At 58.7% G+C, this 23,278-nt stretch carries 20 protein-coding genes; 3 read left to right on the top strand and 17 right to left on the bottom strand.

Features of this window, described 5'->3' with window-relative positions; translation table 11 throughout:
* Positions 1-7: 7 nt before the first annotated feature.
* The gene (locus K6U75_06665; protein MCL6474718.1) at positions 8-3,160 is read left to right on the top strand and encodes a hypothetical protein; all 3,153 of its coding nucleotides are present in this window, start codon (positions 8-10) and stop codon (positions 3,158-3,160) included.
* 7 nt (positions 3,161-3,167) lie between these two features.
* Here K6U75_06665 and K6U75_06660 read toward each other — a convergent pair whose 3' ends face one another.
* From K6U75_06660 to K6U75_06615, 10 genes are all read right to left on the bottom strand, one after another.
* Positions 3,168-3,845: an EpsI family protein gene (locus K6U75_06660; GenBank protein MCL6474717.1), complete on the bottom strand. Its 678-nt coding sequence runs from the start codon at positions 3,843-3,845 to the stop codon at positions 3,168-3,170.
* Entirely contained in the window at positions 3,833-4,705 is an 873-nt protein-coding gene (locus K6U75_06655) for an exosortase/archaeosortase family protein (protein MCL6474716.1), read from the bottom strand. The genes K6U75_06660 and K6U75_06655 overlap by 13 nt, the downstream gene beginning before the upstream one ends.
* Positions 4,702-5,175, bottom strand: a complete 474-nt coding sequence (locus K6U75_06650) for a GtrA family protein (protein ID MCL6474715.1) — start codon at positions 5,173-5,175, stop codon at positions 4,702-4,704. The genes K6U75_06655 and K6U75_06650 overlap by 4 nt, the downstream gene beginning before the upstream one ends.
* 9 nt (positions 5,176-5,184) lie before the next feature.
* Positions 5,185-6,072: a decaprenyl-phosphate phosphoribosyltransferase gene (locus tag K6U75_06645; GenBank protein MCL6474714.1), complete on the bottom strand. Its 888-nt coding sequence runs from the start codon at positions 6,070-6,072 to the stop codon at positions 5,185-5,187.
* A gap of 57 nt (positions 6,073-6,129) precedes the next feature.
* On the bottom strand, positions 6,130-6,837 hold the full coding sequence (locus K6U75_06640) for a sugar transferase (protein ID MCL6474713.1): 708 nt from the start codon (positions 6,835-6,837) through the stop codon (positions 6,130-6,132).
* A 97-nt stretch (positions 6,838-6,934) separates the two neighbouring features.
* Positions 6,935-9,055, bottom strand: a complete 2,121-nt coding sequence (locus K6U75_06635; protein MCL6474712.1) for a polysaccharide biosynthesis tyrosine autokinase — start codon at positions 9,053-9,055, stop codon at positions 6,935-6,937.
* A 16-nt stretch (positions 9,056-9,071) separates the two neighbouring features.
* Positions 9,072-9,992, bottom strand: a complete 921-nt coding sequence (locus K6U75_06630; protein MCL6474711.1) for a polysaccharide export protein — start codon at positions 9,990-9,992, stop codon at positions 9,072-9,074.
* Positions 9,993-10,063: 71 nt separating this feature from the next.
* Complete coding sequence (locus tag K6U75_06625; GenBank protein MCL6474710.1) at positions 10,064-11,944, bottom strand: S8 family serine peptidase; 1,881 nt, start codon at positions 11,942-11,944, stop codon at positions 10,064-10,066.
* Positions 11,945-12,109: 165 nt separating this feature from the next.
* Positions 12,110-13,084, bottom strand: coding sequence for a transketolase family protein (locus K6U75_06620; protein MCL6474709.1), 975 nt, complete (start codon positions 13,082-13,084; stop codon positions 12,110-12,112).
* A 12-nt stretch (positions 13,085-13,096) separates the two neighbouring features.
* Positions 13,097-13,927: a transketolase gene (locus K6U75_06615; protein ID MCL6474708.1), complete on the bottom strand. Its 831-nt coding sequence runs from the start codon at positions 13,925-13,927 to the stop codon at positions 13,097-13,099.
* Positions 13,928-14,094: 167 nt separating this feature from the next.
* Between K6U75_06615 and K6U75_06610 the strand changes: the two genes are divergently transcribed.
* The gene (locus K6U75_06610) at positions 14,095-14,814 is read left to right on the top strand and encodes an HAD-IA family hydrolase (protein MCL6474707.1); all 720 of its coding nucleotides are present in this window, start codon (positions 14,095-14,097) and stop codon (positions 14,812-14,814) included.
* A gap of 77 nt (positions 14,815-14,891) precedes the next feature.
* Here K6U75_06610 and K6U75_06605 read toward each other — a convergent pair whose 3' ends face one another.
* Positions 14,892-15,035: a hypothetical protein gene (locus K6U75_06605; GenBank protein ID MCL6474706.1), complete on the bottom strand. Its 144-nt coding sequence runs from the start codon at positions 15,033-15,035 to the stop codon at positions 14,892-14,894.
* A gap of 119 nt (positions 15,036-15,154) precedes the next feature.
* Here K6U75_06605 and K6U75_06600 point away from each other — a divergent pair, with 119 nt between their 5' ends.
* Positions 15,155-17,779 carry a beta-galactosidase gene (locus K6U75_06600; protein MCL6474705.1) on the top strand — a complete coding sequence of 875 codons (2,625 nt, stop codon included), beginning with the start codon at positions 15,155-15,157 and terminating at the stop codon, positions 17,777-17,779.
* A 51-nt stretch (positions 17,780-17,830) separates the two neighbouring features.
* Here K6U75_06600 and K6U75_06595 read toward each other — a convergent pair whose 3' ends face one another.
* From K6U75_06595 to K6U75_06570, 6 genes are all read right to left on the bottom strand, one after another.
* Positions 17,831-18,574, bottom strand: coding sequence for a DUF1559 domain-containing protein (locus K6U75_06595; protein ID MCL6474704.1), 744 nt, complete (start codon positions 18,572-18,574; stop codon positions 17,831-17,833).
* A 396-nt stretch (positions 18,575-18,970) separates the two neighbouring features.
* Positions 18,971-20,065, bottom strand: coding sequence for a hypothetical protein (locus K6U75_06590; protein MCL6474703.1), 1,095 nt, complete (start codon positions 20,063-20,065; stop codon positions 18,971-18,973).
* A 40-nt stretch (positions 20,066-20,105) separates the two neighbouring features.
* Positions 20,106-20,945, bottom strand: a complete 840-nt coding sequence (locus K6U75_06585) for an ABC transporter substrate-binding protein (protein ID MCL6474702.1) — start codon at positions 20,943-20,945, stop codon at positions 20,106-20,108.
* Entirely contained in the window at positions 20,942-21,577 is a 636-nt protein-coding gene (locus tag K6U75_06580; GenBank protein MCL6474701.1) for a Uma2 family endonuclease, read from the bottom strand. Before K6U75_06580 ends, K6U75_06585 begins: the two co-directional genes overlap by 4 nt.
* 22 nt (positions 21,578-21,599) lie before the next feature.
* Entirely contained in the window at positions 21,600-22,307 is a 708-nt protein-coding gene (locus K6U75_06575; protein MCL6474700.1) for a PIG-L family deacetylase, read from the bottom strand.
* Positions 22,300-23,253 carry a GNAT family N-acetyltransferase gene (locus tag K6U75_06570; GenBank protein ID MCL6474699.1) on the bottom strand — a complete coding sequence of 318 codons (954 nt, stop codon included), beginning with the start codon at positions 23,251-23,253 and terminating at the stop codon, positions 22,300-22,302. Before K6U75_06570 ends, K6U75_06575 begins: the two co-directional genes overlap by 8 nt.
* Positions 23,254-23,278: the final 25 nt, after the last annotated feature.

The following is a 23,278-nucleotide window of genomic DNA, read 5'->3' as shown; positions in this document are numbered from 1 at the left end:
TTGTATTATGAAACGAGCATGGATGGTTTTGTGGTGTGCTGTTTGCGCCTCGCTGGCGCAAGTGCCGCTTTGGGCACAGCTTCCTGTGCCCCCTGTCAAGCCAATCATTGGGGCGCGGATGCCCGCACTCAGCCCCGACGGCAAGCGTATCGCCTTTGTGTACCGCGGGGATGTGTGGGTTGCCCCTGCGACGGGTGGACAGGCGACGCCTCTCACCCGTCATGTGGAAATGGACGCCTTTCCACTCTTCTCGCCCGATGGCAGATGGATAGCCTTTTCCAGCGTGCGCAACGGCAACTGGGATATCTTCGTGGTGCCAGCAGAGGGAGGGGAGGTGCGACAGTTAACCTATCATGCCAACAGCGAAATCGCGCACGGCTGGAGCCCGGATGGCAAGTATCTGCTCTTCTCCTCAGTGCGAGACACCACAAACAACACTCTTTTTGCACTAGATGTGCGCACGTTGCGCTTCAAGAAGCTGACCGAGGACTATGCGTCTATCAACTACCCCAGCTACTCGCCAGACGGCAAGATGGTGGTGTACGGGCGGTACGGGTTTCACTGGACGCGCCCGCGATATGTTGGCTCGGCGGCGGCGCAAATCTGGCTGCTGGACCTCGTCAAGAACACGCGTCGCGCCCTGACGAACAAAAACCGGCAGCATCTGTGGACAAAGTTCCTGCCTGACGGAAAGAGCCTACTTACTGTCACGGTCGGTGAGGAAACGCCCTCCGTAAGCAAGCTGGGCACCACCATCGGCAAGATTGTGGATAGCCCCAGCAGAACTCCAAATCTGTGGGTTTTTGACTTAGAGGGACGGGGTAAACAGTTAACGTTTTTCACCGGCGGGTCAGTGCGCTTTCCGACGGTGGCGCTCCGCACAGGCGATATCGCCTTCGAGTACGAACACGACCTGTGGTTGCTTCCCGCGGGCTCGCGGAACCCGCAGAAAATCGTGCTGTACGCCGCCGAGGACGAGAAGCAGAACACCCGTCGACGCGAGGTATTGACCTCCGGCGTTACCGAAGCCGAGCCTTCGCCCGATGGCAAGACCTTCGCGTTTGGGCTGCGCGGTGACATCTGGACGGTGCTCATCGATAAGCCCAAAGGTGTGGCGGGACGCAGCGCCGAAATCGCTCGCAGGCTCACCGATTGGGCGGGGGATGATTCGGATTTCGTTTGGTCGGCGGATGGTAAGAAGCTCTATTTCACCTCCGACCGCGAATTCAATACACGCCTGTACGAACTGGACATCGAGACCTTGCAGGTGAAATCCCTCTGGAACCGTCCCGAAGATGTGACCGCTCCGCGCGTTTCCCCTGATGGCAAGCAGCTGGGTTTCTGGGTGTCCGGCAGCGAGGGAGGACTGTACGTGCTCACGCTGGAGACCGGTGAAACCAGAAGGCTGGTCAAGGTGCCAGGCCCCCACTGGTACGGCCTGGGCGGCGGGCAGTTTGCATGGTCGCCCGATATGCGCTGGATGGCGTTCACCTATCGCGGAGAGGACCTGGCCTGGAACATCTGGATAGTGCCGGCAACGGGAGGCGACCCTGTCAACGTCACCCGACTGAATGCGTACCACAGCCAGCCCGCGTGGTCGCCCGACGGTAAGTATCTTTTCTTCCAGAGCGACCGCGACGGCAACGGGTTGTACGTACTGCCTTTAAAGGAGGAGCCAGCCCGTGCTGTGGATACAGACCTGAAGTACGAGAAGCCCAAAGAGAAAGTTCTGGTGGAGATAGACTTTCAGGACATTCAGCGGCGGATCCGCAAAGTAGTCAATCAGAACCCGCAGGCAGACCTCACGGTCAGCAGCGAGGGGCTGATCCTTTTCGTCTCCGAAGGGGATATCTGGTCGGTATCGTACGACGGAAAGGAAACCAAACGGCTAACCACAGGTGGAAGCGTATCGAGCCTGCGTGTGTCTGTGGACGGCAAACGGCTTTTCTTCATCCGCAACGGGGAACTTTGGACAATGAAATTAGAGGGCAATAACCCTCAGGAGAAAGTGACCTTCACGGCGGATTGGGACCGCGACGTGCGCGCCGAACGGAAGGCGGCGTTTACGCAGTTCTGGCGAAGCTACCATCGGGGCTTCTACGATTCCAACTTCCACGGCAGAGACTGGGAGGCTATTCGTAAGCGCTACGAACCTCTGCTGGACGCTGTAGAGACCCGCGAAGAGTTTGCCACCCTGCTTCAGATGATGGTTGGGGAGCTGGAAGCCTCCCACTCGGAGGTATCACCTGCGGCCGGTGGCAACCCCAGTCCGGTGACACCTCATTTGGGCTTCACGTTCGACTACAGCTACGAGGGTCCCGGCATCAAGGTGGCTAAGGTGCCGCAGGGCGCGCCTGGCTCATACCCGCAAACACGCATCCGTGAGGGTGAGTATGTGCTGGCGATTAACGGGCAGGATGTCACTCTCGACGAGAACCTGTGGAGGCTGATTAACGATAAGCAGGAGCGCGAGTTCGAGTTTCTGGTCAATTCCAGGCCGAGTAAGGATGGCGCGCGCGTGGTGAAGTACCGCGTGTTGAGCAGTGGCGAGTGGAGCGACCTCATCTATCGCAACCGCATCGAGCGGCTGCGCAAGTACACCGATGAGAAGAGCGGAAGAAAAATCGGCTATGTGCATATCTCCGGTATGGGCTTCAGTAATCAGGTGCGATTCGAGCGAGAGGTGTACGAACAGGTAGTCGGCAAGCAGGCGATGATTATCGACGTGCGGTTCAACGGCGGCGGCAATATCTCCGATACGCTGGTGGACTGGCTGGAACGTAAACCGCACGGTTTCTACCGCCCGCGTGATGGAGCTGTGGAGCCTGCCCCCAGTCGTGCCTGGGATAAGCCCATCATCGTGCTGATGAACGAACACAGCTACTCGAACGCCGAGATGTTCCCATACGCCATGCGCGCCAAAGGGCTGGCGAAGCTGGTGGGTATGCCCACGCCCGGCTACGTTATCTGGACGTGGGGACTGCAGCTGGTGGACGGCACAGGCGCGCGCATGCCGCAGAGCGGCGTATACCGTCTGGACGGTACACCGATGGAGAACATCGGCGAGAAGCCAGATGTTCAGGTGTGGATAAGCCCGGACGACTGGCTGGCTGAGCGCGACCCTCAGCTGGACAAAGCGATCGAGATGCTCATGCGGTAGCGGCTGGTTATATCACCTCCGGCAGGGTCTGCTTCAATGCGCTGAACAGCTCGGCAGCAAACTGCCGGATGGTTTCTACGTCCTGTTGCGTGTCTCCGGACGACGGCACAATGAAGCGGAAGAAGAACGTCTGCTGGCGCTCCATTCCGACAAGCCGTGCCGTGTAGGTGGAGACACGCGCCAGCCCCATGGAACCGGTCGTGCCGAAGGGCGTACGGAACCAGTAGATAACCGTCGCCTTTCTGCCATTGTTATCCACCCGGAACAGGCGGGCGTGAAACGATTTTTCGACCCCTGGCACCGTGAAGTCTATCTTTCGCTCTTTTTCCAGCTTCCAACCCTGACTTGGGAAGCAGGCATGGGGGTTATGGAAGGTTTCCGCGTGCGTACCCGCTAAGAGGACGAAGTCCAGTTGCTGACCCTTTTCGTTGAAATAGTGCCTCGACACAATGGCGTCCGGACGCAGGGCTTCGAAAACCTGTGCGCCCATGTCGTATCGTTGACCGACCCAGCCGCCCAGCTGGAAGGGTATTAGGCTATCGTTGATGTCGCGCAGCACCTTACCCCTGAGAGGAGGCAGAGTCAGCGTCAGCACGGCGACCACCACGCTCAGTACAAACAACAAGAGCAGGTTCCGCCGCAGCACAGGGGTTCTTGTGTGTTCCGAAGAGACTATCGTTGCCATCCGAGCCACCTCCCCAGCTGAAAGAGTACGGCAAACGCTACCACCAGCACCAGATAGCCGCTCCAGTCGTGGAAGGCATAGCCTGCCTCTTCGCCGAACTTGGTGCCCACGATGCCGATGAGCGCGATACGCAAGCCGTTAATCACCAGTGCGAGAGGCAGTGCTAATATCACCAGTAGCACCTGTCGCCACAGCTCCACGCGGATGTAATACGCAAAGAAGAAGGCAAAGGTTGCCATGGAAACCAGCATTTTGAAACCGCTACAGGGGACGCCCACATCCAGGTCAAATCCCCCCGGAATGTAGATAACGTTGCCCACACGATGGGTTTCATAGCCGATCGTCTTTAGAATCACGTCCGCGATGATGGTCGACCATTCCTGAGCCGGTTGTGAAATCTCGTCAAAAATGGTGGACGGCAACGGCATCATGAAGCCAAGGAACAGCACAGGAAACCACACCAGGCGTACCACGCGCCATCCCAGCAGCGATGCCAGGACACCGTATAACAGAATCAGGAATGACAGCGAGGAAATCGTCGAAGATTGCGCCAGGTGCCCTAGAACACGCAGCGCCAGCGCCAATACGACCACAACCAGACCAGACGAACTGGGGCTAATCTGTGCCTGGCGAAGCTCTTCTCGCCGCATCCAAACCATATACAACGCAAGAAAAGGAACCAGTATACCATGTGAGTAATAACCATCTGAGCGAAACCAGTGGTATTGCCAGTAGTCAAACACCGAATAGTAGGCAACCCCCAGTGCAACGAGCGCACCGAGCCCCACCCAGGCCAGAGGGTTCTGGAGAATGCGCCCCGCGGGAATGCCCAGCAGTTTTCCCATTCGCGCTTCGTTCATTGTGTTTTCACCGCTCCTTTCCGACTACCGAAAGTCCAGTGTTTATTGGCGAAAAAGTTCCAGAACACCACAATGCCCGTAGCGAGCAGCTTTGCTCCATTGAACACCCATTTGGGATGTGGGTCCTGGTTATCGAGCAACAAGACAAGGCTGACAATCGTATAGTTCAGCGTGGCGCCCACGATATTCACCGTCACAAATCGGATAAACTCCTCATGGACTGCGCTGCGCACACGGTCGCGAAACGTCCATCGACTGTTCCAGAAGTATCCATTGACCACCGCCACACAGAAGCCCATCACGCTTGCCAGTGCGGCAGGGCGTACATTCAAAAGATAATATGCCACGTTCGCCACACTGAAGTCTATCAGCGTGCTACTTGTCCCGACGATGCAGAACTTGATGAATTGCCTCAGACCTTTCCTTTTCAGCTGACCTGATACCCACTTGTTGAGCGCGATACCGTTCATGCAAGTCTCCTAGTACAGCATTGCCCATACTGCTACCACTATCCACAATATGATAGTGGCTTGGATGCCCCGGTCCTCGAGCAGTACCTGTTCGGGAGCACCTCCCAGGTCTTTTCGATGCACCAGATACAGGTACCTGAAGATACCATACATCACCAGTGGAATAGTATACTTCAGGTTGTCATGCTGTGCTGCCGTGGCGCTCTGGATGGTATAGAGCGCATAGGTGATAATGGTTGCTGAACTGACTATCGCAATGAACTGGTCCAGCAACCCGATGCTGTATTCTCCCAGAGTCACCCTGTGATTGACTGCCTCCTCGCCCAGCGTGACAATCTCTTGCCTGCGCTTACAAAAGCCCAAGAACAGCGACAGCAGGGTGGTGCACGCCAGTAGCCATCCTGAAATGTTGACATCGATGGCGACTGCTCCTGCCAGCGCGCGCAACACAAATCCTGCCGCAATCAAGAACACGTCCAGAATGACCACATGCTTCGCGCCAAGCGAATACACCAGTGAAAGCACCACGTACAGCACCGCCATCCAGCCGAACGCTGGACGTATCCAGAAAGCCAGCAACAGCCCCGTCAACATCGCCCCTGTCATCCACCAGCCTGCGACCGAGGTGGGCAGCCTGCCGGAGGCGATGGGGCGCAGTCGCTTCTGCGGGTGCAGGCGGTCCTCCTCCACGTCCCGGAGGTCGTTGTAGATATAAACCGCACCCGAGATCAGGCAGAAGCTGAGAAACGCCAGTATGTTGAGCCACACCCTGGCGGTGTCTCCCAGCTTCTCGGCGAAGAGCAGTCCCGCGAACAGCAATAGGTTTTTGCTCCACTGGCGCGGTCGCATCGCAGCGATGCTCCACTTCATCCACTCCAGAGGGTGCGAACGCTCCAACGGAGCTTCAGCCTGCTGGAACCATTTCATTCGTCTGTCCCGTCCATCGCTACTTTATCAACAGGCTCCTTTACCGGTAAGCACCGCAGGAACGGTGAACAACAAAATCTTCAAGTCGGTCCAGAAACTCATCGTGTCGATGTAGATGTGATCCAGCTCTATCCACTCGCGGAAGCCGATGTCACTGCGTCCGCTGATTTGCCATAAGCAGGTCAAGCCCGGCGTGACGCTGAGCCTGCGCATCTCCCATTCGCCGTAGTTTGCCACTTCAGAGGGAAGGGGAGGACGCGGCCCCACAAGGCTCATCTCGCCGTGCAGCACATGAATGAGTTGGGGTAGTTCATCCAGGCTGTACCGGCGAAGAAACCTGCCGACACGTGTAATGCGCGGGTCATTGCGCATTTTGAACACGGGGCCGCCCTTGACCTCATTGTGCGTCATCAGATCTCGCTTCATCTGCTCGGCGTTTTTCACCATCGAGCGAAACTTGATAAACCAGAACGGCTTACCGCCTCTGCCAATGCGCACCTGTCGAAAGAGCACAGGTCCGGGCGAATCCAGCTTAATTGCGAGCGCAATAAGCAGCATCAAAGGTGCCAGCACAACCAGTGCGATGCAGGCCACTGTGACGTCCAGCGCGCGTTTGGCGAGGCGGTAGCCTCTTGGCAATTCAAGCAGCGGCACGGTCACCCGTAAATCCGGCATCTCTGCTTCTCCCACGGCGGGAGGCACGATGCCCGGCAAAGGTGCTTGAGCATGTGCCATGGTCTCGAACTCCCTTCTGCAAAATAATCACAAAACAGCGTATCAGGTACACCTCCATTTCCATTACGCAAGCCGAGGCGAACCGAGTTCACCGTGCCTATCCTCGAGGCAGTGCGCGCGACGCAGGTTGTCGCAGCGCCAGCTCCCGGTAGGCGCGACGATAGTAATAGACACCTCGGCTGTCCTCGGGACGTACCTTGTTCAGCACCGCGCCAATCAGGTTTGCTCCTACCTGCTCGAGGCGCGCATGGAACTCCGCTTCTGCGCCCCGAGAAGGTTGTCCCGCTGCGTGAACGATGATGACGTTCTTCACGTGAGCCGCTATCAGGGTGCTGTCAGCGAATATGGCACCTGCGGGCGAGTCGAAAATCACGAAGTCTGCCAGCCGTGTGGTGCGCTCGATAAACTGTTCCATGGCTGGCGAGCGCAGCAGGCGCACCGGGTTGTTTGCCGACGAGCCTGCAGGTATCAGTACCAGCCCTTCAGTCATCGTCGGCACAGCAACGTCTTCGATGGATTTCTCGCCTGCCAGCACGTCTGCAAGTCCCAGTGAGTTATCCACGCCGAAACGAGTGTGCAGGGTGGGCTGACGCATATCACCATCCACCAGCAGCACTCTGGCTCCGTCACGGGCAAGCGTGATAGCCAGGTTCGCCGCGGTGGTGCTTCGCCCAACATTCGGCTCCGCGCTGGCGATGACTACAGCAGAACCCTGCATCTGTCGGCTGGCGTACCAGAGGTTAGTGGAGAGTATCTGGTACGACGCGCCAATCGGGGTGAAGCCATCCTGCTTGTCCAGAGCGTTCGGCTTCATCAGAGGTATCACTGCAAACACAGGCAGCTTCAGCAGACGCTCGGCCTCCTCCGGAGTGCGCACCGAGGTATCCAGTTGCCCGAGCAGAAGCGCGATGCTGCTTGCCAAAAGGAGCGACAACAGCAGCGCAAGGGCAACCTTCAACCCTGTCTGCTTCGGAACAACGAACACCTGCGGAGGGTCGAGCAGTGTGAGCGTTGCCGCTTGCGCGCCTCTTTCCTTAGCGCGAGCCTCTTCCAGCTTTTGCAGGTACAGGTTATACACCTGTTCCGCAGTGCGTGCTGCCAGTTCGTGACGGGCAAGACCTGCCTCTTTGCGAGGCATATCCGCCAGGTCCGCCATCGCGCGCTGCAAAGGTTCGTAGTATGCCTGTGCGCGCTTCGCTGCAGCGTCTTCTGCCACACGTGCCGAGATATATGCCTGTAGTGCGGCGTCCCGTATCGGGTTGCGAGAGCGCGTCTGTGAGTTCAGAATCTGCTCGCTTTCCGTGCGCATGCGCGCCTCGATCTCCGCAATCTGCGCTTTAAGCGCAACGACATCGGGATGGCGTTCCGCTTTGGTCTGCAGCTCCTTTTGCAGCTCTGCCTGCGCCCGCGCGAGGTCAATGCGCAACTGCTGCAGAACCGGGTTGGTCGCCATCACCCGCTGCATCTCTTCATATTCGTTGCGAGCATACTGGCTCTTGAGCTCTTGCTCCGCTGCGATACGCCGTGCCTTTGCCTCTTGCATTTCGACCATCGCCTGGTCGTAATTGGCACGATACTGCGCTGCGCGTTGCACCAGGACCTGGGTCTGATAGGTCAGGTCACCGCTAATGCGGTTCGCCAGCTTGTAGTCTGCCAGAGCCTTGCGTTTGGCTTCCAGGTCCGCTTTAGCAGAGGGCAGCAGTTCGTTCTCGATACGCTCGCGCTCTGCACGCACCGAGCCCTGATACAGTTCGTCGTAGCGCTCGGTAGCGTTGGCGACCAGAACGCTCAGCGCGGTCAAAGCATTTTGGGGGTCTGTATCGCGCAGCCGTACGCGCAGGTACTCGGTGTTTGGGATAGGCTCCACGCGGAGCTTGCCGCTGAAAGCCACTATCTGCTCGGAAGGCGTGTCACCTTCCAGCACTCCCGGACGGATGACCTGCAGGTCGCTGATGGTCTTTCCAATGACGGTGTTGCTTGCCACCAGCTGAAGCAGGTTCTGCTGACGCAGCACCGGGTCGTTGACGAGAGCACGCACCGGGTAGATCTCGGTGCTCATCTCGCCAATCGGTCGCTGCTCACGCACTACGGCAACGGCTTCGTACTGCTGAGGGCTGGTGCGCGACCACACCAGCACTGCGCCAGAGCACAGCACCACCACCAGCGCAATGATGCGCCATCGCCGTTTCAGGATCAGGTAGTGACGCCAAAACTCCACCTGTTAATCGCCTCCTTTAGTACCGGTAGAATGCCCTGTCACGAATAAGATTTCGTGTGAGAGCAATAGTTGCGACGATGCTGTATATCTGATTCCAGTCGGGCTTCTTCACCTCGGGCACGTACACCGTGTCGCCCGGCTGTAATGCGATATCCTGAGACGTATCCCCTTTGTCAATGAGTTTGAGCAGGTTGACCTCGATACGCTGCGGCTTGTCCGGCGCGTTGGGGTTGGGACGAATGATGTATACCCGGCTCAACGTGCCCTTCTCCTGCTGACCTCCCGCCCGGTTAATGGCTTCCAGTACCGTGGTGCTGCTCTTCCAAGGGTAGAGACCCGGGCGAACCACCTTGCCCAGAACATAGACGCGGTTTACCACGTCTTCCGGGATAAATATCACGTCGTCGGGCTGCAGGCGGTAGTTCTGGCTCAGGTCGCCCTTGAAGAAGAGCTTCTCCAGGTCCAACGGGATGGTCTCCTCCGTGCCATCCGCACGTTTCCGACGAAGCACGGCATCCTGGAGCCGGGCGCGGTCGGGGTCGAAGCTACCAGCCATCGAGATGGCGTGCATGACCGTTTCCCCTTCCTTGAACTCGTAGGTACCCGGACGCTGCACCATTCCCAGCACGGCAACGCGCGGACGGTTGATGACCTTCAGGCTGATACTGACGTGCGGATCGCGCAAATATTGCGCTTCGATGAGCGCGGTGCGAATCTTTTCTGCCAGCTCGCCTGTTGTCATACCGCGTACGGTGATGGTACCAACCACAGGCAGGTTGATGGTACCATCCTGAGCCACGACCGTTTCGCGGCTGAGGGTGGGGTCTTCGACCACCGTAATTTGCAGGACGTCGTCGCGCTGTATCCGGTAGTCATCCGCCGACAATGCCAGCGCACTCACGGTGAGCAGGACTATTACCAACCACCACGTTCTCATGTTCTCGTCTTTCCTCCTTTGTCGGGGTATCCGCTGTTTACGTCTTCCCGTTATCAGTGCATCAACGCGCCCTAAGGGCTGCTCACAGGCACCAGAACGCCGCTGCTTGCGACAGCAAAAGGCTCATCAAGGTACTGGTCAAAGGCACTGGTGGCTTCCACCTTGACCAGCACGCGCGGGTAAGCGATGGGCACAACCACCTGCTGTACGTTGTCAATCGTCGAGGCAGAGGTGCCGATGACGCTGCCTGTGCTTTCATCGATTAAGGTCAGTTTCAAGTTTGCCAAGCTACGCAGGTAGGTGTACCCTTGCGAGGCAGAGAAACCGGCATGGCGGTGCCATACCAGCGTCACCTTGCCTCCTGCAGGCAACCGCGTGCAGAAGTATGCGACGCTCCCCGACATGCCCGCAGGCTTCACCGAGCCGGTGGCGTACTGCCGGTTGATAACGTGTCGCATGGCAGAGCGCAGGTCGACGTATCCCCAGCCCCAGTTCCTGTCCCAGCCGGCGTCTCCGCGGTCTTCCGCGCTATTAATCAACACCGCCTTCAGCAATAGCGGGTCGTGGATACCCACGTCATGCAAAAGCGCCAGTGCACCCGCCAGATGGGGAGCCGCCAGGCTGGTGCCGCTCGCCGTAGCAAAGCTGCTGCCCGAGCCGCTTGTGGAGCTGATGTTTGCGCCCGGAACCGTTACGTCGGGCTTTTTGCGTCCGGCGATGGTCGGTCCCTTGCTGCTGAAGCTGGCGATAACGTCATCTCCCCGGGATATGGTGTTCCTGTCATCGGAGGCAGCCACGGCGATACCGTTGTAGGCAGGAGCGGGAGTAAAGAGCGTTTTCTGGGTGCCTCCGCCGTTGCCCGCCGCAATAGAAAGCGGTATCTGATAGGTGTAGATAAACGCATCGAACGCCTGGGTCAAAATATCGTCGTCCACACTGGTTGACGCGCCGAAGCTAAAGTTGACGCCCGCAATCCCCACGCCGGGTGGCAAGGAGGCTTCCCGCGCCGCCCAGTCCAGCGCAATCAGTGCGTCGGCGGCGTTCATGGAACCTCCGCCCGTTCTGGTGCGATAACCCGCCTTCAGTATCACCGCGTATCCGGCAAACGGCGCAACACCTTTTCTCGTGGAGGTGTTTGCCAGAGCACAACCGGCGACCATCGTGCCGTGACCTTGCAGGTCGCGTGCAGTCATGTAGTCGTCCCCGTAAACGGGGTTGCCGCTGGAATCGGTATCGAGCCTTCCGTAGTCGTGGAAAGCCTGAATGCCGCTGCCGATTCCGGGCACAGTGCGATTGGGGATAACCCAGGTGCGCGCGGAGAGCGCGTTGTGCATGAAATTGACTCCCGTATCCATGATGGCTGGTGCCCACATGGGCGCGGTATAACCTTCATCCCACACCGCCGGTGCAAACAGCGTGGGCGTGGAAACGTCCAGCTGGGCCTGCAGGACCGGGGGATTCCACACGATAGCGACCTCCGGTATTTTCTGCAGGTCGCGCACGCGGTGTGCGGGAACACTCACGGCGAATGCGTTCAAGAAAGGAATATGCGTTAACACCCGCCCTCCCAGAGGCGCCACCCGCGAGATTAGTCTCACTCTGGAGAGCATCAGCGGGCGTGCTGAATCCACGTAGACCGCAAGGCGATAGGTGTTCAACGCTTCCGCACTCTGCATCTGGGCGGCGATATGTGCTCCCGCAAGCACGTCGGGGGGCACTGCAGGGTTTCCCGCAAGCGCACGCAACGCCAAATCTATCTCATCCAGACGCTGGCGCAACGCGGGCTGCCAGCGTTCTGCTGCTTCCGCCATCGGTTGTTCTTTCAGTATTACCCAGATGATGCGATGCGTCGGCGTTGGCTGAGGCACGGGTCGCCTGCCTGTATTTTGTGCGGATGCTCCCACGCTTAGCAGCCAAATCACCAGAGAGAATAATGCGATATCGCGACGCATCTCGCCACTCTCCCTTCCGCCCGAATATCACGGGTATCTCATTTTCTCATGTTTGCGCGATTTTGGCAAGAGGTTTGGACTGGTAATGTTAGCGGTTTTCATCACTTCGAAAAGCACAGGGCAATCCGAACGTGGTGGATTGCCCTGCACAACGTGTGTTTGCGCTTATAAAACGGCTTCCTGACGCACGTTTACCAGGTCGATGGCTTCCCGTGCGATGTCGTCGGCGGTCAAGCCATATTTGCGCATCAGTGCCTCGGGCGCGCCGGATTCGGCGTAATCGGTCAAGCCGATGAAGCGCATGGGCACGGGATGACGCTTTGCCACTGCCATAGCGACCTGCGACCCCAGTCCAGTGTATACTAAATGCTCCTCCGCAACCACGATAGCTCGGGTCTCGCGTGCCGCTTTTTCCACTGCCTCTTCGTCCAGCGGACGCACGGTATGCATATCCAGCACCCGCGCCGAGATGCCTTGCTGTTCCAGCTGTTCCGCCGCATCCAGCGCGGCAGCCACCATCAGTCCGTTGGCAATGAGCGTCACGTCACGCCCCTCGCGCAGGGTGATGGCTTTGCCAATGCGGAAATCGGGACAGCCGTTCTCGTACACGATGGGTGCTTTGGGGCGTCCCACGCGGATATACACCGGTCCGACGTGTTCTGCTGCCGCGCGCACCGCCGCGCGCGTTTCCGCACCGTCTGCGGGCACCATCACCACAAAGCCGGGCAGGGACAGCGCCAGCCCGATATCCTCGTGTCCCATCTGCGACACGCCGTCCTCGCCAATAGAGATGCCGCCATGCGTGCCCACAATCTTCACGTTATTGCCGCTGTAAGCGACAGCCAACCGCAGCTGGTCTAAACCTTTGCACATCACGAAGCAGGCAAAGCTGGATGCGAAGGCGATTTTGCCCGACGCTGCCAGCCCCGCGGCGATGCCCACCATGTTCGCCTCGGCAATGCCCACGTTGAAAAAGCGGTCGGGGAACTCCTGCGCGAAGTACTTCGTCATGGTGGACTTGGACAGGTCGCCGTCCAGCACCACGATGTTGGGGTTCTCGCGTCCCAGCTCCGCCAGTGCTTTACCGTATGCTTCACGGGTGGCTTCACCCAATGGTCTTGCCATTGCAGTTCCTCCCATCACCTCTGGTATTCAGTCGGCGAGCTCCGCCAGCGCCTGCTCCAGCTCCGCCTGAGTGGGCGCTTTGCCATGAAACTCGTTGTTATTCTCCATGAACGACACACCTTTCCCTTTCACCGTGTGCGCGACGATGATGGATGGCTGTTCTCGCGGTTCTTTCGCCCAGTGCAGGGCATCCATGATCTGCCGCATATCGTGCCCGTCGATCTCGCGCACGGCCCAGCCGAAGGCTTCCCACTTGGCAACCACAGGCTCGATGCTCATAATCTCGCCGATTGCGCCGTCCAGCTGGTAGCGGTTGTAGTCCAGAATGGCGGTCAAGTTGCCCACGCGGAAGTGCGACGCTGCCATCGCCGCTTCCCAAATCTGCCCCTCTTCCGACTCGCCGTCGCCAATCATCACGTACACGCGGTAATCTCTGTCCTCCAGACGCGCTGCCAGCGCCATTCCCAGCCCGATGCTCAGCCCCTGTCCCAGACTCCCGGTGGATGCCTCCACCGCGGGCAGGTCTTTCACCGACGGGTGTCCCTGCATCGGCGTGTCTATCTTGCGTAGCTGCCACAACCACTCTTCGGGGATGAAGCCCGCTTCCGCCAGCACGGCATACAGCGCTGGCACTGCATGCCCCTTGCTGAGGACGAAGCGGTCGCGGTCCGCCCAGCGGGGGTTTTGAGGGTTGTAGCGCATCACGTTGCCGAAGAAGAGCCCAGTGAGGATGTCTATGGCAGAGAGGGAACCGCCCGGATGCCCGCTACCTGCGATAGCCAGCATTTTAACGATGTGACGGCGCAGCTTGCGGGCAATCTTTTGCAGATGTTCCAGTGAGACCTCCGATGTAACCAACGCACCGACCTCCTGTATTCAGGTTCGATGGTGATTCTATCCGAGAGCATGGCATTTGTCAAACGACGACGAGGCTGGTGCGCCGCCAGTTGACAACCGACCCGTCTTGCCCGTATAATGCACAAGGATAAAGTTGTCGATACTCGATGTAATCAATGGGGAGTGCATTGACAGCGACACAGCCACCTTATCGTTGCGCGCTGTTCGATATAGACGGTACTCTGGTCGACACCGTGGAGTTAATCGTCCGCGCCTTAGACCATACCTTCCGCAAGCATTTGGGAGTACAGATTTCGCGAGACGAGCTGCGCCGTACCATCGGGCTTCCTTTACACCGGCAGGTTCGCCTGTTCGACCATCTGGTGGACTTTGTGCCTGACCACCGCGCGATGGAGGCAGACGAAATCGCCTATTACGAGTCGCACAGGCATCTGGAACAGGTGATTCCAGAAGCAGTCGAGGCGTTGAAAGAGGCAAAGCGGGCGGGAATGCGCGTCGCGTTGGTGACATCCAAGAACAGGCTGGAGCTGGAGACTTTTCTGCCACGGCTGAACGTGAACGGATGGATAGACGCGGTGGTAAGTTCGTCCGACGTGGCTCGTCCGAAACCCGCACCGGATCCGGTGCTGGCGGCGCTGAAGAGGCTTCAGGCATCGCCTTCAGAAGCGATTTTCGTGGGCGACACGGTGTACGACATCCAGTGTGCTCGGGAAGCGGGTGTTCCGGTGATAGCGGTCGGATGGGGAGCGCACCCTGTAGAGGTGTTGCGTGCGGAACGTCCTGACTGGCTGTTTGAGGAGCCTGCGCAGCTTCGGGAGTTTTTCGGGTCACTGCGGCGTGCAGAGCAAGAGGTGGCGCGTGTCGGCATCCCAACGGCAGGCGAATAGCCGTGAAATAAGGAGGCTGTGCAAGAAGATGCCATCACGTCGACGTCGCTCCACGCCGGAGAACGGGGAGCCGCTTGCTACGTCACCTGAACCGGCAAGCCCAGCACCGGAAAGCGATGCTGGTTCTCAGGAGGAAACTCCACAGGAACCATCCCCTGCGCCCAAACGGCGCGCGCGTCGTCGGTCAGCGAAAGCCGCAGGCGCGGAATCGGAACCTGCACCTGTTCACTCCGCAGGGAGCACGGTTAGCACAGAACCCGTTCCTGTTGGCGAAGTTGCCGGCGGCGAACCACAGGCTCAACAGTCTGCCCAGAGCTCTGGCGAGGAGCGGGCGGCTGTTGTGCCCGTGAACGGGACCGAAGCACCTGCCCGCAAAAAGCGCACATCCACACGCAGGCGAGCGAAATCCGCCGCGGCGAGCACCGAAGAGGCACAGGCGGGAGTACCCACGCCAGTGGTTGAGCAAACGCCGGTAGAAGCAGCACCGGCTGCGGAAGAAACGCCATCGCTGAGTGTGGAACACGTGGTGGAAGAAGCACCTGCCGAAGAACCGCCTGTGCTGGAATCGCCCCGTGAGGCGGGTGAACCCTCTCTGGAAGCCATTGCGCCAGCCGAAGAGGTTGCCGAGCCGGAAACGCCGACGGAGGCGACGCCGCCTCCCGCCCGACGCCGAAGGCGAACGCGACGCACTGCCAGAGCAGAGACGGAGGAGATTCCTCCGGCGGAGGCTGCCGCTGAGCGGAAGGAGCCGGAACCGCGCAGACGTAAGCGTGAGGGCGTGCGCCTCGGTATCCGTCAGGGGCACCCGGAGATTATTATCGACGGCGAGCCTGTGGTGCCCCTCTTCTTTTTCGGCAATATCGACTCGGCAGCGTCGGAACGCAGGGTGTGTGAGCAGATTCGGCAGGCAGCCTCCGCAGGGGTGCATCTACATGCCCTTTTGCTCGAACTGCCTGTATCGGTGCCGATGGTCTCCTACAGCGTGAACGAGGCACTGCGACTGCTGCATCTGGTGCATCAACATGACCCGCAAGGGTATGTGATGTTTCGGGTGGTGTTCACTCCGCCTCCAGACTGGCAAAAGCTCTATCCCGAAGCCATGACCACTTACGCCGACGGTTCTACCGGCGAGCCTTCGTTCGCCTCCGACCGATACTGGCAGGAGGCGGAAGCGGCTCTAACCTTGCTGGTGCGTCAGCTGGAAGTGACCGAAGAGTCGCGTTACATTCTGGGCTACCATCTGGACTGCAGGGAGTGGTTCTACGAGTACCAGCGTGGCTACGATTACAGCCCTGCCGCCCAGGAGGCTTTTCGGCAATGGCTGCGCGCCCGATACAAGAACGACATCGTGAGGCTTCGCGCGGCATGGCACGATGGTTCGGTGACCTTCACCAGCGCCAGCATACCGACTTATCGCAGTGACGCCGTGCCCGCCACCGTGCTTTACGAGAGCCGCAAAGGGCAGAGGTATGGGGACTACCTGTGCTTCGCTTCGGAAACCATAGCGCGACGGATTGTGAACCTGTCGCGAACCGTGAAGAAAAATTGCGACGACCGGCGTCTCGTGGCGGTATCGTATGGCTATGTGCTGGATTTTCCGGTGCCTCACAGCGGACATCTCGCGCTTTCGGAGGTGCTGTCCACACAGAGTATTGACCTGATATGCGCACCGGTGTCGTACCGCGACAGGTGCTCCACCCAACCGGGCAGTATACCGGTTCCGGTGGCTTCGGTGCGCCTGCATGACAAGCTGTTTATCCTGGAAGACGATACCAAGCCCCACACCGCACAGGGCAACACGCCGGATGACTATAACCCTCGCTGTTCGGATGCGGAATCCACCCGACAGGTGCGTCTGCGCAACGCGACAACCGCCCTCGTACACCATGCAGGCGTCTCATGGATGGACCTGTGGGGCGAAGGCTGGTTAAACGACAGCGAGGTCTGGCAACAGGCAGGAAAGCTGTCGACGCTGTATCTGGCACACATTCGGCAAAGGCTCCCCGAGACACCTGAAGTAGCCGTTATTGTGGACGAACGCAGCCTCACGCGCATCCAGTCTCCTCAGGCGTTACTGGAACCTCTCATCATCGGGCAGCAGGAGGTGCTTGCGCGAGCGGGCATTCACTACGGTATCTACTTGCAGAGTGACCTTGTGCGCAAGGCATTCCCCGACGCCAAAATGTATCTGTTCCTCGACCCGATAGAGATAGACTCCGAAGTGCGCGAGGCGATTCGGGAGCGACTGCAGCGCGACGGCAAGACCCTCGTGTGGCTTTACGCGGTAGCGCTGTTCGATGAGAACGGCTATACCCCGGATGGTCCACGCGACGTCGCTGGGATAGCCATCAAAGCACAGCCGTGGAACAGCGAAACGGGTTCCATTATCAGCAATGACCGACACCCGATTTCCGAAAGGTTGCGCAACAAGCAGATAGGCATTCGGGAAAGGGTCAACCCGTCGTTCTACGTGCTGGATGAGAAGGCAGTGGTGCTGGGCGAGTACATCCAGACCGGCTTGCCTTCCATCGCCGTGAAAGATATGGGTTCGTGGCGTTCGGTATTCATTGGGGAACGCCAACTGAGCGTTGACCTGCTGCGCGGCTTATGCCGGTTTGCGGGGGTGCATGTGTGGTCGCAGAGCAGCGATGTCGTTCGCGTGGCTCCGCCGTTCCTCGCGGTGCACTCCGTTGGTGACGGCGTGGTCTACCTGCAGTTACCGCACAAGCAGGTGGTGTATGACCTGACGGAGGACTGCTTGCTGGCGGAGGACGCAGTCAATCTGCGCCTGAACATGCGCACGGGACAAACCGGGTTGTATGTGGTGGGCGGATACGAGCATCTGCAAGCACTGGGAATCTCCATCCCCGAACGCAGTGAAGAGATAGGTGCAGAACCACCTGTCTCCACGGGCAAGAAGCGACGCAGGCGCGGCGGCAGAAAACACCGCAAAAAGAGGGATTAGCGCTACAGCGCGTTGGGGGAGCGCAACGCTCCCCCAACCGACATTATGGCATTACGGCGTGGGGTCCGGGTAGCGTCCGTTCCACCACCGGTTGTCCAGATCCACCTCCTCCGTCCGCATCCATTTGGCGTGCCCGTCTACGAAGGCAATGTTAGTGCCACCGTTATGGCGAGGGTGAAGCGGAGTGCGTACTCCCGGCGTACCCCCTGTGCCGTAACGGTTAGGACTGTTCCCCCGACGACACGGCGGCAACACAGGAGGGTCAATAGTATAGCCGTGGTTGCCCAAACACTCTAGATTGCGGTAGTCAGGGTCACTCGGCTCGTCGTTGTCGCAGATACGCGTGCCAGACCCTCGGCTGTCGCCGACCAGGATGGTGTTGGCGGGAACAAGTATCTCCGCTTCACTGACCGGCACGTTGGAGCAGTTACTGCGTGAGTTCCCAAGGTACTGATAATTGTATCCGTAGGCTGGGTTTCGCCCGAATTTGAGGTGTGGCACCGTGGGACAGGAATGCAGTTGCTGGTTGCGAATGTACGGCATAATCTGGTCAAACCAGCGGTACTCCACTCCGCCCTCTGCTTTGGAATAAAGGGGAAACGCCTCGTAATCCTGTGTGTACATCGCAGTTGCCAGCGCCATCTGCTTCACGTTGCTCAGGCAAGCGGTTTGACGCGCTTTCTCGCGTGCCTGAGTAAAGACAGGGAACAGGATCGCTGCCAGTATCGCGATAATCGCGATAGCCACCAGCAGCTCTATCAACGTGAACGCCTTTTGGTTGCTTTGGTTGCGCATGATTCGCCTCCTTGACGTGAGCAATGTCTCTCTGGTTTTCATTATATATCACATTAAAATAATTTTTCAATACCTCTAAAAAATATTTTGAGAAATCCAAAAAATCAATAATAATTCTTATTCCTGCTAATGGGAATCCGCCTTATTTACGCGGAGTCTTATCTCGTGGTCAGGGGTAAGCGGTCGCTCGAAATCCGCCAGTGGAATGCGCTGAGAACAGACGTGGTGTCAAACAGGGTTGCTCGTTCGAGGGCGTGAGCTGAACGTCTCAGCTAATGGGCTACGGTGCAGCTGCTCGCGTCGGGCTGAGAGTGGTCTGATACTGGGCAGAAAGGGCGGATAGTGTCGTCAAGTGTTAGAGGCTCACCCTTGTCGGTGAGCCTCTCCTGAAGTTCTTCACCTGACCTTCGCGTATCGTATCACTCGCCCGCCGAAACCGTCCGCCCGGCAGACCCACAGCGAGCTCTCGTCCCCAAGAGCCAGCACCGCAATCTTTGAGCCGTCGCGAGACCAGAACGGCAGCAACGGCAGCTGTGCTTTCTGTGACAGGACAGGTCGTTGCTGGCGAAGCAAGCGTACCTCGCGGCTGGGAAGGTCTACCAGATACACTGCAGAATACAGGCTCTTTTCTTTGCCAGCTTCGCGCTTAAATGTTGCAGCCACCAGCATTCTGTGTCCGTCGGGGGAAAGGATGCCCCATGCCCCTCCATGCTTGTAGCCGGGAAGGTGCGGGATAAGCCGCAAATCGACGCGTATGGGGTCTCCGATGAGGGTGCGCGAGATAAGGTCGTAGGTGTGCACCACAAGAACCGGCGAACCCGGTGGCGAACGCACCCACTGCAACTGCGTTCCGTCGGGGCTTACCCTGAGAGACTGCACGTCCCCGGTGCTGGTAATGCGGTATACCTTGCCTGCCTCCACGGTGTACACGTTTCTGCCCGAATCGATGAAGGCAATGCCCCATGTGGGAGGCAGCGAAACCACCGAGACTTGAGGGACTATGGATGTGAGCGGTTCCACTTGTGCTGGCAGGTCGGTTCGCATCTGCACCTCTCCGCTGGGCGCAGATATCCATAAGACCCATGCTGGTTGCTCGGTGGATTTGGTCTCTGGTGCGCCGAGGCATACAATCTGGCTCCCGTCGCTGCTCCAGGCGTAAGCTCCCGGAACCACCTGCGTGGCGATTTTACGCACCGTTTTTTGCGCCGGGTCGTAGAGTACTAAGTCGGTGTCGGTGGTGAAAAGGAGATTCTTGCCTTCGGGTGACCACAACGGCGGTCCGGGGTTTTCCGACTGTGGAACGATACGCATCCGCCTGCCTTCCGTATCGGTGATTGCAAGGCGCAGTCCGTCTCGGGACATCCAAGTGAAGGCTATCTGTTTCCCATCGGGTGAGAAATCCACTCCGACGCCGCAGCCGGGCATTTCCACGCACCCCGCGGCTACCACCAGCACCAGCAACGAGACTGTTACTGAGAGACGTCTCTTCACTGAGACCCTCCTCCGTTGGTTGCCTGTGTTGAGATGTCTGTTATCCTATGAACTCAACCTCCCCCACGGGAGGGATTATCCCAGCCTCTGCACCCCTTGAGAGGAAAAGCCGTATCGCCTCTTTGCCTGCTTCGCCCATGTTCACTGTCCACTTGTTCACATACATGCCCACGAACCGGTCAGCGGTCTCCTGTCCGATGCCGCGCCCGAAATCCAGAGCGTACTGCAATGCTTCCTGCCGGTGTTGCAACGAGTACTCTATGCTGCGCTTCAAGATACGAGCAACCCGCCCCTGCAGCTCCGGGGACAGGTCGCGCAGCACCGCGTTCACGCCCAGCGGCAGCGGTAATCCCGTCTGTTTTTTCCACCATGCACCGAGGTCCACCACACTGTGTACTCCTGCTTCGCGGTGTGTGAGCTGCCCTTCATGAATCAGTAGACCCGCCAGCACCCGCTTTTGTTGCACCGCAGGCAGGATTTCATCGAAGTTCATTACAATCGTGCGCGCCTGCGGAAGATAGAGCTTGAGCGCGAGATACGCGCTGGTGAGCAATCCCGGAACGGCGATGGTGATGTTTATCAGGTCGTCAGCAGACATCGGCTCCGCGCTCACAATCAGCGGCCCATAGCCGTCGCCCATACTTGCCCCCGAGGTGAGAATCGCGTACTTGTCGCGCACGTAGGCGTAGGCATGAACCGAGATGGCTGTGACTTCCATCCTGCCTTCGCGCGCCCATTCGTTCAGTGTCTGGATGTCGCGCAGGACGTGTTCAAAACGAAGCCCCTCGGTATCGATGAGCTCTTTGGCAAGCGCATAGAACATGAAGGCATCGTCGGCGTCGGGACTATGGGCGAGATGGATGGTGCAAGGTTGACTCATAGACCCAAATCCCTCAGCACTTCCCGAACCGCTGGTCGCTCGTGGCTGAACAACCACTCTACCTGCAACCGCAGGTGGGGGATGACACGGCTCTCGACCGTGCCACCTGACACCTCCTGCACCGTGTAGTCTTCCCCCGCGCGTTGGAGTAACCGCACCACCTTTCGGCGGCGGTCAATCATCCAAATCTCTTCGACGCCCAGTGTGCGATAGTCTGCCTCGCGCTGCAGCACATCGGAGCGGCGGTCGTGCGGCGATACAATCTCCATAATCAGGTCGGGCGCGCCGTAAATCGCCAGCTGCCGCACGATGTCCATCCGTTCTGCACGAACGTACAGCAGGTCGGGCAGCCTCGCGCGGAAGTTGCTGATGCGCACCGCGGAACGGGAACCCAGCACGATACCCAGCTGGCGTGCCTCCACTATACCGTGTATCAGGGTCAGCAGCCATACATACAGGCGCTCGTGGTCTAGTTGTGCAGACATTCTCTCTACCGGCACCCCGTCGATAAGTTCATAGTCATCGTCCTCTCCGAAGGTCTGCAAGTATTGCTCAAAGGTCATCGGCTCCTTGCATAGCAGCAGGCTAATTTGTTCCTCTGCCCGTTCCAATTCCAAAGTTGCCGTTGTCACGATTGTCACCTCCAGCCTGATTCTACCCCAGCAGACTACTCACGCGCCTGCGGTGCGCGCTGGGTGGCACGGCGAACGCCACCGCATACTGGCAGCCTATCTCCGCTCCCCGTACTCGCGCCAGCGCCTTATAGTAATCCACATAGGGGAAGCGCGATACCCCGCCCCGGAACAGTTCCAGTTTCTCCGCCGCTGTTTGCCATAAAGCGATGTCTTCTTCGACAACCTCCAGAAAGATTTCAGGCTCGAACCCCTCGCGGTCTTCCCAGTTCTCCGCGAAGTACAGACGGGGAACCCAGTGGGGTGGGTACTTACGCACAAAGCCCTTGATGGCAGCGTAGAAGATGGCGTTTGGGATATTCAGGGCGCAGGCGGTATGGTCTTTGTGGATACTACCCTGCCAGTGAGTCAGGATGGCGTGCGGACGACAGGCGCGAATCACGTCGCAAATCTGGAACTGCACCTCGTCATTCACGGGCAGCTCGCCGTCGCGGTAATCCAGAAAGTACACCTGCGCTCCGTATACCGCTGCCGCCTCGCGCGCTTCTGCGATTTTCTGCATCGCGTACTCCTCGGGCGAGAGGGCAGGGTGTCCCTTCTCACCAGGGGTCAGGTGCAGTATCGCCACCTTTTTGCCCTGTCGCACATGCGCCGCTAAGGCCATCCCGCAGGCGATTTCCACGTCACCGATGTGCGCCCCAATCGCTAAAATGTCCACACTCTCAGCCATTGGACAACTCCTTCCGTAAAAGTGCGAACCGTCGGGTTTCCACAAAGCCTGCCGCATGGTACAGCCTTTCGGCTGTACGGTCATCCGACCACATGAAGAAGGCAGTGTGCAGCCCCAACAGGCGCATGGATTGCAGGGTTTTGTACATCAGCACCTGCCCAATACCCCTTCCGCGCTGCGACTGCGACACTCCAATCGGTCCGAAACGCTCGCCCTCAAAGTGGCTGTATCCCACCGCTTCCCCCTTCTCATGCGCAATCCACAATCGTGTGGGAGTATCGCCCTGTTCGATACGGGCGATAGCATCACGGGCAAAGCGTTGCCAGTCGCCGGGGAACTCGGCTTTCAGGAAGCGGAAAAGCGCAGGTATTAACTGTGGGCGATAGTGTTCCACCACCAGTCCCTCTTGCAACAGAGCCCCTTCACGTTGCTGAACCCACTCCGGCACGCGCAGGTTCAGCAGGTTGCAGTCCATCGCAATGGGACGGTAAACCTCCTGATAGCCGTTTTTGAGGAAGAACTGCAGCCCGCCCGCGTAGGCATTCACGTCCACGCCGGGGGTAAAGTAGTTGGGCGAATAGGGTGAAACAAGAACCAGTCGCCGCTGCCGCAAACGCAGATACTCCTCCATCCTCTGCAACAGCTGCGTACCGATACCCTGCCGCTGGAAGCGGGGATGTACGCCCAGGAGGGTGATGTAGCCTCTATCAAAGTCCGAAGGGGCATCTTCCAGAGGCAGGCGACGGGCGATGCTCAACCCGAAACCGACTACCTGTCCGCCCGCCAGGGCAATCGGCGCACCTTCCGGCTCGAAATTGGGGTCTATCAGCACCTTGCGCACGAACAGGCTGCGCGAGATGGGGTCGGCGTGCAGGGTTTGCTGGAGCAACAGCACCACGTCATCCAGCAGGTCGCCGTGAAACGGAATAATTTGACCGTTGCTCATGGCTATATTGTATAGGTGGTAGGGC

The sequence above is a fragment of the Bacillota bacterium genome (genome assembly GCA_023511455.1).
In the GTDB taxonomy this organism is placed as follows: domain Bacteria; phylum Armatimonadota; class HRBIN16; order HRBIN16; family HRBIN16; genus HRBIN16.
This window is presented reverse-complemented; position numbering and strand designations above follow the sequence as displayed.